Genomic DNA, 10,707 nt, shown 5'->3' on the forward strand with positions numbered 1-10,707 from the left:
CGGGTAATGGTATACACGCCTTTATGATTTGTCATGGCGCCTTTGGTTGTTCCGGCAAGGCCAACAGAAACGGCCTCGGCTGGTTTGTTATCTTTAGTGATAACCTTCCCGGTTATCGTAGCATCTGTTTGTTGTGCATGTAAAATTTTGGTGGATAAGAATAGCGTGAAAGTAAGTAACAGCAGGGTAAACTTGTTCATGTATTATTTTGATTTAGTCTAAATTACCCGCAAAGAAAGTTAATTATTTAGAACCATTCAAAACAATTGTAAAATAATTGATACTTTCATACTAAACCAGTTCTTATTTTGCACATTTTCAATTACTCGTAGCGCTTTAAATTGAACATTAACCAGCCTACACAAGTAACACTAACAGCTATCGACCAATACAGCTGCAAAATTCAATATAATCAATAGCATTACTATGGATCAGGAGGGCAACTTAGCTGCACGGTAAGCCACTGCCCGGCTGGGTAGCCATACTCCGGTAAAAATCAATGGACCGACCGGCTTTTCCCGGTGCTCAAAACAATTCCGGCTAAAACTAAAACCGCCCCGGCTATTTGTAAAAGGTTAACCTTATCATGTAAAAAAACAAGGGCGATGAAAAGGCCCACCACCGGATCAAGATTGGCAAAGTTGCCCACTTGCGCCGCTGTCAAAACCTTTAACGATTGGTTATACAGCAAATAACAAACGCCTGATGATATTATCCCTAAATAAAGGATAACCAGCCACGAGTTTAAATGAATAACAGGCCAGCCATGTAACCGGTTTTCAAACAAGGCCGCAGGCAACAAAAACAACGCGCCAGCTAATGAGCTTAAGCTGGTTATTAAAAAAGGATTGAGCTGAGCTACTTTTTTTGAGATAATGGTATAAGCAGCCCAGGCCAAAATGGCTACGATCATATATAAATTGCCCCTGGTGCTGTTGGGTACATCGTTATTATTGGGTGCTAAAAAACCAATGAGGACTACCCCGATCAATGAAATGATAATACCGTTAATTTGCGCGGCCGATAACTTTTCTTTCAAAAATATAGCCGCGAACAGGGCAATGCACACCGGTATAAACCCTTGTATCAATGATCCTACCGACGCTGATGTGAGTTGTGCTGAAAGATTGAAGAAGAAATAAAACCCCGTTACGCCGGTTAGTCCCATACACACAATAGCCAGCCAGGGCACATCATTAAAATAGGCCTTAACCGGCTTATCTTTGCTGATGAAAAACAAGCCCAACAGGGTAAGCGCGCCTATGGAACATCGTAAAAAAGCAAGGGTTAAAGGCGGCACATCATTAATGATGATTTTGGTTACCGGGTAACTGCTCCCCCAAACTATCATCACAAACAGGATGCTGCTTAAACCTATTAACTTTTTATTCAACATTGTCCAATTTTAGTGATAAAAAGTATGGATAGGAAATATGAGGTTGCTATTTAGAAGTATAACAATGAGAAACCTTACGCACTTCTGGTGCAAGTATGAAGTAAAAGCCCCCTCTAAATCTCCCCCAAAGGGGGAGACTTTAAAAGCATTTTTAAAGCCCTCTCCTTTGGAGAAGGTTGGGTGAGGCTCCGGGCATCAGCCTACAATTTTACCTGTAATGTTAGGAAAAAGCTGCGGGCATCGGCCGGGATAATACCGGGGCCGGGGTAACTATCCGCACGGCGGGTAAAATACCGCTTATCGGCCAGGTTATTTACCGAGCCTTCCAGCGTAAATATTTTGCTCAGCCTGTACTGCGCCGACAGATCCATCACTGTATAGGCCGGTATTATACCATTAATGGCATTATTGGTAAAAGTAGAGTTGGTGGCATCAGAAAACTGGCTGCTGGTATAAGCCACCTGGTAACTGGCCGAAAACCTTTTGCGCTGGAATGATATGCCGCTTTTAAATATCACATCAGGAGCCAGCTCAACCTTTTTATCATGGTAAGCTGTTTCTTTACTGCCGGTGTAGCGGGCATGTATCAAGGCCAGGTTAGTAAATAAAGAAACCTTGGTATCATGTGCCTGGGGCGCAATAAAATGCAGCAATTCCAGCTCGGCAAATGACTCTAAACCGAGGCTTTGCGATGCCGATATATTGGTACGGTAACGCAGATCGTTAAAATTAGCATCGGTAGTATCAATGGTACCTATACGGTTATTATAATGGATCATGAAAAGGCTCACATCATAATTAAATACCGATGACAGGTTGCCGCGCATACCGATATCAGCAGAATAACCGGTTTCGTCTTTCAGGTTAGGGTCAACCTGTAAACCTTTAATGTTCGAGTTCAGATCGCTAAAGTTAATGGCCCTATAGTTTTGCGATATGTTGCCGTAAAACTGCATGCCCTCGCTTTTAAAGTAGCTTAAGCCTACTCCACCAATCACAAACTGACGGCTGCTATTTTTATTATCTGTCATCGGCTGGCGCAGTATCACATTACCGGCACGATCTGTATTGAAAAAAATGTACGAACCATTGGCCTTGGTGGTAATATCTTCAAACCTTACACCAGGGATAATACTGAATTTGGAGGTAAGCCTGAAAATGTTTTCGGCAAACACAGCTACGTTATAGTTAGGGAAAACATAGTTTGAATAATTATTCACATCTGTTTCCGATGTGCCGTAATTAAAATCAGAAGCGTTACCGCTTGAACCATTATTGCCCAGGCCCTGCTCACGATCTGTATGGCCGCGATAATACCTGAAACCAACCAACAGGTTTTGAGGGTTGCTGCCCAATTTATAGGTATATAGCAAACGACTCTCGTTGCCATAGTTTTTATACTTATCCTTATACAGGTTACGGTCGGCACCGTTATCGGGCCTGTTAATATAATCCAGGAAACCAACCGCATCCCGGCCTGCATACAGTCCAAAGAAGCGGGAGTTAAATTTCAGGTTATCGTTTATTTTATAATCCAGTATAAATGCGCCCAGATTCCAATTTACTTTAAACCAGTTACGGGTACGGGTAGATTGTCTTGGATCGGCATCAAATTCGGCATCGGTTAGGCCGCCCGGCTGGTGCGCCAGGTAATCCATAAAGGTATACTGAAACGTAAGCGATAATTTATTAGTAGCCTTATAGATGATATCCGCGTAGGCCGTATTCACATTAAACTGCGAATTTGGACGCCAGCCATCGCCTTGCTTATGCTGGAAAAAAGCATAGTACTGAACCTTATCTACCGTACCGCCTATGCTGTTGGTAGTATTAAAAAAGTTCCAGGAGCCTGCCGTTTCACGGGAGGTGAACTCAAAAGGTTTATCGGTAGCGCCCTCCTTTAATTTAAAGTTGATGAGGCCGCCAAACTGTGTCCCATATTGTAATGATGATGCGCCACGCAATATCTCGATCCTGTCTGTCAACTCGGCCGGGGGCGAATAATAGCTTTCGGGATAACCCAAAGCATCGGCACTGATATCATACCCATTTTGGCGGGTATTAAAGTTGGTTACCCGGTTAGGGTTTAATCCGCGGCCACCAATACCCAGTTGAATACCGGCACCGTCATTTTCCCATATGTTGATACCCGCTACACGCGAATAAATTTGACGGGTATTATTTGAGGCCTTATTGCCAACCACATCATCCATCACAATAACCTCGCTTTTTTTACCGGCGTTAATCGTAGTACCTTCCACTGCCTTTAAACGGGTAACGCCGAACGTTTTCTCTTTTTGGGTGCTCACATCCACGTTATCCAGTTGATATACGGATGATTTGAGCGTGGCATTGATAACCAGATCCTTATTCACATTAATCTCGCGCGATTGAGGCTCATAACCCAGATCGGTTATATTCAGGGTATATTTGCCTTGTTGTACATTTTTTAGCTGATAGTAACCGGCCGAATCGCACTTGATCACGTAAGCTGTATTTTTTAAAGCCACGGTAGCATTCGCCAGTCCAGGGCCTGCTGCGGTGCGCACGGTACCGCTAATGGTAAATGTTTGTGCCGCTGATCTGAAAGCGGCGGTTAATAATAGTAAACAGATCAATAAGTAAGTTTTTTTCATTGTGCTTTATCATGAAATGGAAGGATCCATTTTTTATGTCCAAAGGTTTCTTCCTGGGTGGCCAGGTTAACTGTACTGTCAATGTACAGGCGTGTGCCGCTGCCGTTTAAGGTTACATAGCTTTCGGCGGTAACTATGGGGTTGTCGATACCCTTTTGCTGATAATCCTTTGCCAGCATATGCGCAAACTGCAATATCATATCGGGCTGGGTACTCATTTGTGTTTCCTGAAACCGGGTAAGATATTGGGAGTTAACGATCTCGGTTTTATGACCGGTGGTGGGGTCTTTTACATGAAAAAACGCGGTTCCGCCTTTTTCCATCAGCATCACGCGCCACGAAAAACGGTAGCCTTCCTCTGTCCAGTATAGCTTGCCGGGATACAACAGGTAGCGGAAAGGCAGCAACAGCTGAATTGTAAAATGAATGATCAACAAAGAATAAATAAGCCCGCTTTTAACAGGCGGTAAAACATAGGCTCTGCCCAGTTCCTGCTCGCTTTTTATGGGTATTACTTTTTTCAGATAAGTGATGACTCTGAGGTGTGTTTGCTCCGAAAAGAAAACAATGGTTACAAAGATCATGATGTAAGGGAACATGCCTATTTTAAAAAACCATGCCGTAAACAGGTGAAAAAGCACCACCAGGAAATAAGCCGGTTTGCGGGTGCGGGTATCTAACAGTAAGAACCCTATAAACAGATCAAATATCGCCCCAAACCAGCTAAAGGCGTGGGCTACCCAAACCTGGGTCAACAAACTACCGATAACAGGCAACTGGTTATTAGCCGGCAGCCATATCCGGAGCGGCATAGCGGCGATAAGCCAATCGTAATTAAGTTTGGATACACCTGCAAAAAAGTAAACCAATATCAGCTGCAATTTAAATATGTTGATACACCAGCCGGGTACGGTAGTAACCTGCAAACCGGGTTTGCGCCAAACATCGGCCGAGTAATAGCGATTAGCGGGAACCCATATCATTAAAAAAGCCATTACACTTATAAAGTAGTAATGGTTCAGGTACGTGGTTTTGTCAATCAGTTCTACATAGGTAAAGCACAGAAAAAAACCGGTGATAGCTACTCTGTAAAACAGACCGATTGTTACCAGAACAGAGGTTAAAATGAGCAAGGCAAACATGGCGTACATACCCAATACTCCTAAAGGCTTAACCCAATCAAAGCCGTAAAAGGTAAAATGAAGTTTGGGTTTTATATAAAAAGCATACACCCATCCCTTTAATAAAAAACGAACTACGCTAACAAGCATAATGCTCCCGAATGCCATACGCAAAACGGCAAGGGGAGCAATATGCTTTTGTGCAGTAAATTTTTCCTTTACGGAAATGAACATGTTTTTAGTCTCCGTCGTTATCGCCAAAAGTGATCAGGATGCCCAGTGCCGATGGCATATCTGTTTTTAACATAACCGTTAACTTTTGCAGCTCGGTGTAAGCAGCGGTTACAGCGGTTGGGTTGGTTTTGATATTATCAGATAACGGATCTGTTAAGGTTTGCAGTTTTGCTTTCGCGGTTGCAAACTGTTTTATTATTGCATCATTCAGCGGGGTACCATCGGTGTATTTAGCTGTGGTTGAAGCTACGTAATCATCAAAGCCCAGACCATCTTTACCTGTGTAAACATCCTGTACACCCTGCAGGTGCGCTAATAACAGTTGTAATGATATTTTTGAATAATAAGCCTGAACCTTTTCCGGGAACACCGTACCCATTGACTGTACACCTGCCGGGATACCGATCTCATCGTTTTTCAGTAACTCGTAATCAAAAACCAGCTCGTTAACCATTTGTCCGGCCGAGCTGCCTACATCTGTACCTGTAGCATTTAAAAATGTGTTTTTATAGGTACCATTCCAGGCGGTAAGTATTTTGGCAGCATTAGCTTTCAATTCAGCAGATAGCTTACCCAAAAGCGTTTTCCTGTTACCGGCTGTGGCATCGGTGGTATATTGGGTTAATATAGCGTTGTTGTCAGCACCAATACCAAACAGCAGGTAATCCATAGCCGGTAAGCCTTTTGCTGAAAGGTTGGCCAGCAGATCAGGGTTATAGGTATTTGCAGATATATTGCTGTTGATCTGTGTTACGTTTGTTGGATAGGTATCAACACCGGCGCTCAGGTTAGCATCACCCGCGGGGCCAAACTCAAACTCAGATGTTGATTGCCATTGCAAATAAGCTGTTTTAAACGCGGTTTGCACAGCAGTAAGTTTGGCAGCATCAGGCGCGGTAGTAAAAGCAGTAACCGCGGCATCTAAATTAGTGGTAGCCGTTTGGTAAGCGGTGTAAGCCGGTATAATAACATTGGTGCTCATGTTGGTGAGCATGCCTTTACGGTCAAATCCGCCGCCTGTGTTTCCACCGTTGCCGTTATTGTTTCCCGGATTTGATTTTGAGCAAGACTGGATCAGTACAAAAGCCGAAACAGCTATAGTAGCTGTATAAATTAATTTGCGCATAGTATGGTTTTTATAGTAAAACCACCCGCATAATTATACGGGTGGTTAGTTTTTGTTTTTCTATAGGCTGTTATTTACAGAACATCTTTTACAGATTCGAAACCATATTGGCCGGCTATCTCATCTCTGATCGCGTTAAGCTGATCAAGCGTCAGATCGTAAAAGTTTTTCGGGAACATGCCTAAAATTTTATCTATTTCCGCATCAGAAATTTTACGTTTAGGATTGTATTTTAATGAGTAAACAAAACCATAGCACTCAGATAAGCGGCTGTTACGGGCAATGTTATCACTGATAGATTCTTTTACCTCTTTAACCTCTTGCAGGGCAGCTGCTCCTGTTAACTTTTCAAATGCTTGTAAAATAATGGTAGCCTGCGCGTCGCGGGTGGCGTTATCTTTGTTGCTGATAGCGGCACGGCCTTTCAGGAATGCATCCATTAAAATTTTATTGGCTTTGTAACCAGAATCAACCTGGGTACTGTAGCTTCCCCAAAGTTTAGCGCCAGTTTTGTTGGTCGGAAAGTCGATAGGTACACCCCAGTAGCCAAAGGCCATATCCCAGTTATGCTCCATCGCGGTTCCTTTACCGGCAACAGCATTGGTATTATCAACTGATGAGCTAATACCGGCAGTCATATAGTTATTCACTATCTGATAAGTGATCAGGCCACCCATAATAGCTTTGTTAAATACCTGTGCATAGTTAACACCTGTTGCAGTTAAAGCATATTTAGAGTTTGGAGAGGCAGCGCTTGCTCCAACACCGGCAACTCCCCTGCTGGCAGCTGTACCGCTTTTGCTCACTTTTACCAAACTATCAATAAAGTTTGATACATCTGTTTGGAAAAGTACAGGTGTTTGATCCTTTAACTGTAAACCTGAAGTATTATAAGTTGCAGCTGCACCTGTAAAAGGCGAATTTGCATTAGCAAACATGTTCTTTAACAATTGTCCGTCAACCGGGCCGGTGAGGGCAGCTTTCATTACATTTTGCATTTCAGTAACCATACCTAAACGGGTAGTGGCATCGGCAAAATTGGCATTAGTAAAGTTATAAGTTGTTGGAACGGTGTAGTTTGGGGTTGGATTGTTTTTCTTGTCATCCTTGCAGCTTGAAGCGAAAATCAGCACAGCCGAAAGCATGCTTAGCGCAGTAAAAGTTTTTTTCATATCGTTGTTTAATGTATTTAGAACGATTCAAAATTAGCTTTAGCAAGCAGGCGGAACAATACCCCCAGGGAGGTATATTTAGAATTGGTCTAAATAAAAAAGTCGTTCATGTAACCGATCAGCATTACCAGTTCAGCGGCATTCTTAAATGTAAAGCCCAGTTTTTTGATGATATTTTTGCGGTGCGTTTTAATAGTATGAACGCTCAGGTACAATTTATCTGCAATGTCCTTATTGGTTAACCCTTTGGCTATCAAATGAATAATTTCAGTCTCTCGCGATGATAAGGATGCAGCATTCTCGACAGCGTGCATTAATTGCTTATCGCCAAAAAGTATTTTTGAGGTACTGTCGCAAAAGTATTCCACCCCATTAGCGGTAGCATAAACGGCTTCAATAAACTCATCAGCAGGGCAATATTTACTTACATGATTTTTTACACCACTATCAATAATTTGCATAATATTACCGCGGTTTTGGCTGTTTGATACCACCAGCACATTGGTAAAATTAAAACGCGCGTTAATTTCTTTAACCTCATCGGGGCCAAAATTATGGTCAAAATCATAATCAATAATTACCACTTTAGGCTCATGCTCCCTGATCATCTGATCTAATACAGCGGGCGTGGAGGCGTATCCCAATAAATGAATATCTTTTAGTGGGGTTAAAACAGAAATTATACCCTCGCGGGTAAGCGCCTGATTATCTGCAATAACTATATCAATCATTAAACGTATTTAGTCTCAATCTAAACTAACTACGAAGGTAATTATTAATAGGTTGCCTGCATTAAAATAAAAATGGAACAATTTTGTTACGAACCGGTATCTACGTTAACGATGTACAAGATTTAGGAATATAGTGCCGATTGAATTTGTTATTGTGTAATTTGGTAATATAAATTTACCGGATAATTTATGATCAATTTAACAGAACGGCATCAGCACATTATTAATAAAATGCAAAAGGAAGGCTATGTGCATGTAGTTGACCTTTGTAAAGAGCTCAAGGTATCGTCTGTAACCATACGTAAAGACCTTAAGTATCTGGAAGAGAAACACCTGCTCTACCGTACACATGGTGGCGCCACGCAAAGCAACCCCTATACTACAGATCGCCCGGTAAATGAAAAGGAAAAGATACAATCAAACGAAAAAATGCGCATCGGCGCGGCTGCCGCAAGCCTGATCGGCATTGATGATTCTATTATCCTGGCATCAGGCACAACCATACAGGCTTTTGCTAAAAACATACAGGCCCGTGAAGCGCTTACCGTAATAACCTCATCGTTAAATGTAGCTATTGAGCTGATCGATATTCCCGGTGTGGAAGTATTGCAGCTGGGCGGTATGATCAGGAAAAGCTCATCATCGGTCATGGGCGCCTATGCCGAAAACATACTGAAAGACTTTTTTTGCAGTATGCTGTTCCTCGGGGTAGATGGTATTGATATAGAATATGGCCTCACTACTACCAATGCTATGGAGGCGCATTTGAACAAGGAAATGATGGCTATTGCCAACAAAACCATTGTACTTGCCGATTCGACCAAGTTTGGCAAGCGCGGTTTTGGCAAAATATGCAATATTGATGAGATAGACCAGGTTATTACCGACGACCAGGTATCGGACCACGTAGTAAACACCCTGGAAAGTGCCGGTGTTACGGTTACTATTGTCTGATTATAATACCTACAAAAGTTATCATTTCGATAGAGCCTGAGCGGATTGAGCGCAGGGGCAAAAGAGAAATCTTCTTCACTTAGCAAACTTAATGTCAATCGTATAAGTTTTCTCGCTATCGCTCGAAATGATAAGATCTTAAAAAAGCCCCGCTGAATTCAGTGGGGCTTTTGTTTAGCTATGTAGGTTACTTTTGAAATAAAAGCGGTGCAAACTCGGTCAGATACCTGCGCCATACCTGGTAGGTGTGTACCCCTTCGGTCTCCTTATAATCAAACTTGATATTTTTGGAGTGCATCCAATCGATATATTTCCGTACCGATGCCAACAGGTAATCGTCTTTGCCAATGGCTATCCAAACCAGCTTTAGCTTTTTGTTGATAGATTCATCCAGTTTGGGGAAAGCCTTCGTATAATCCGGATCGAGCAAGATAACCGCCGGACTAAAACCTGCCACGTAATCAAATACATCGGGGTTGTTTAAACCTGCATCTAATGATTGTCCTCCCCCCATTGAAAGGCCCGCAACGGCACGGTATTTTTTGTCTTTCCCAACATTATACAAGCCTTCAACCATTGGTATTACTTCCTTTAATAAGGCGGCAATAAATAGTTCCTCGTTCTTTTTATAAGCCTCTTTGTTGCGTACACCAGTACCGGGATCAAACATTTCGGGAGCGCCGTAGCCCAGCGTATTGATAATGATCATGGGTTTGGCCTTGCCTTCGGCAATCAGGTTATCCATAATAATGTTTTCGCGGCCGGCTGTTACCCAAGCGCTGGTTTCATCTGTAATACCGTGAAAAAGGTACAATACCGGATAAGGTTCTTTACGCTTAGGGTCATAACCGGGCGGTGTGTAAACCCGAATATCACGCTGATCGCCGATAAGTTTTGACCTGAAAAAGTGCTGGCTCAGCACACCATGCGGCACATCGTTCAACTCCCAGCTTAACGATGAGGGACCAGGCACATGCACCAGGCTTTGCCCCAGCGCCCTTTTAAACAAGGGTTTAATGTAAGGGTTGTTCGGGTCGGGCAGTACTGTACCATCAACAGAAAATGTATAGCGGTAAACATCTGGCGCAAAAGTTTCGGTGCGGCTCCAGATCCCGGCGGTATCTTTTGTCATTGGCCTGGGTTTGGCATCATCCATAATGAGTAATACCTTTTGCGCATTAGGCGCCAGGAACCTGAAAGTTACCGGGCCATCTTTCTTAACCTCGGGCGAATACACGCTTTTTTGCGTAGCCACCGGAACAGACTGTGCCTTAACCCCTAAAAGGGCAAGGCACAGCATGAATGTTGTAACAACATGTTTTATCATACAAGTATTG

The 10,707-nt window shown here is 42.9% G+C and carries 9 protein-coding genes; 1 reads left to right on the plus strand and 8 read right to left on the minus strand.

Annotated elements, in window-relative coordinates; genetic code table 11:
* The 7 genes from AAGC65_RS03235 to AAGC65_RS03265 form a co-directional block, all read right to left on the minus strand.
* A partial coding sequence (locus AAGC65_RS03235) for a hypothetical protein (protein WP_343110968.1) occupies positions 1–200 on the minus strand: 200 nt, incomplete at its 3' end.
* A gap of 296 nt (positions 201–496) precedes the next feature.
* Positions 497–1,396 carry a DMT family transporter gene (locus tag AAGC65_RS03240; RefSeq protein ID WP_343110969.1) on the minus strand — a complete coding sequence of 300 codons (900 nt, stop codon included), beginning with the start codon at positions 1,394–1,396 and terminating at the stop codon, positions 497–499.
* Positions 1,397–1,596: 200 nt separating this feature from the next.
* Positions 1,597–4,032: a TonB-dependent receptor domain-containing protein gene (locus tag AAGC65_RS03245; protein WP_343110970.1), complete on the minus strand. Its 2,436-nt coding sequence runs from the start codon at positions 4,030–4,032 to the stop codon at positions 1,597–1,599.
* Complete coding sequence (locus AAGC65_RS03250; protein WP_343110971.1) at positions 4,029–5,387, minus strand: HTTM domain-containing protein; 1,359 nt, start codon at positions 5,385–5,387, stop codon at positions 4,029–4,031. The genes AAGC65_RS03245 and AAGC65_RS03250 overlap by 4 nt, the downstream gene beginning before the upstream one ends.
* Positions 5,388–5,391: 4 nt before the next feature.
* Positions 5,392–6,513: an imelysin family protein gene (locus AAGC65_RS03255; RefSeq protein ID WP_343110972.1), complete on the minus strand. Its 1,122-nt coding sequence runs from the start codon at positions 6,511–6,513 to the stop codon at positions 5,392–5,394.
* A gap of 74 nt (positions 6,514–6,587) precedes the next feature.
* Positions 6,588–7,685: a DUF4856 domain-containing protein gene (locus AAGC65_RS03260; protein ID WP_343110973.1), complete on the minus strand. Its 1,098-nt coding sequence runs from the start codon at positions 7,683–7,685 to the stop codon at positions 6,588–6,590.
* A gap of 89 nt (positions 7,686–7,774) precedes the next feature.
* Positions 7,775–8,416, minus strand: coding sequence for a response regulator transcription factor (locus tag AAGC65_RS03265; RefSeq protein WP_343110974.1), 642 nt, complete (start codon positions 8,414–8,416; stop codon positions 7,775–7,777).
* A 189-nt stretch (positions 8,417–8,605) separates the two neighbouring features.
* On the opposite strand from AAGC65_RS03265, the gene AAGC65_RS03270 reads away from it, so the two are divergent.
* Complete coding sequence (locus AAGC65_RS03270; RefSeq protein ID WP_343110975.1) at positions 8,606–9,370, plus strand: DeoR/GlpR family DNA-binding transcription regulator; 765 nt, start codon at positions 8,606–8,608, stop codon at positions 9,368–9,370.
* A 187-nt stretch (positions 9,371–9,557) separates the two neighbouring features.
* Here AAGC65_RS03270 and AAGC65_RS03275 read toward each other — a convergent pair whose 3' ends face one another.
* Positions 9,558–10,697, minus strand: a complete 1,140-nt coding sequence (locus AAGC65_RS03275; RefSeq protein WP_343110976.1) for an alpha/beta hydrolase-fold protein — start codon at positions 10,695–10,697, stop codon at positions 9,558–9,560.
* Between the last annotated feature and the right edge of the window lie 10 nt (positions 10,698–10,707).

The sequence above is a fragment of the Mucilaginibacter sp. genome (genome assembly GCF_039207105.1).
Classification (GTDB): domain Bacteria; phylum Bacteroidota; class Bacteroidia; order Sphingobacteriales; family Sphingobacteriaceae; genus Mucilaginibacter.

Coding starts and splice junctions, on each gene's coding strand:
- AAGC65_RS03240 (WP_343110969.1), bottom strand. CDS start 1,396: ATGTTGAATAAAAAGTTAATAGGTTTAAGCAGCATCCTGTTTGTGATG.
- AAGC65_RS03245 (WP_343110970.1), bottom strand. CDS start 4,032: ATGAAAAAAACTTACTTATTGATCTGTTTACTATTATTAACCGCCGCT.
- AAGC65_RS03250 (WP_343110971.1), bottom strand. CDS start 5,387: ATGTTCATTTCCGTAAAGGAAAAATTTACTGCACAAAAGCATATTGCT.
- AAGC65_RS03255 (WP_343110972.1), bottom strand. CDS start 6,513: ATGCGCAAATTAATTTATACAGCTACTATAGCTGTTTCGGCTTTTGTA.
- AAGC65_RS03260 (WP_343110973.1), bottom strand. CDS start 7,685: ATGAAAAAAACTTTTACTGCGCTAAGCATGCTTTCGGCTGTGCTGATT.
- AAGC65_RS03265 (WP_343110974.1), bottom strand. CDS start 8,416: ATGATTGATATAGTTATTGCAGATAATCAGGCGCTTACCCGCGAGGGT.
- AAGC65_RS03270 (WP_343110975.1), top strand. CDS start 8,606: ATGATCAATTTAACAGAACGGCATCAGCACATTATTAATAAAATGCAA.
- AAGC65_RS03275 (WP_343110976.1), bottom strand. CDS start 10,697: ATGATAAAACATGTTGTTACAACATTCATGCTGTGCCTTGCCCTTTTA.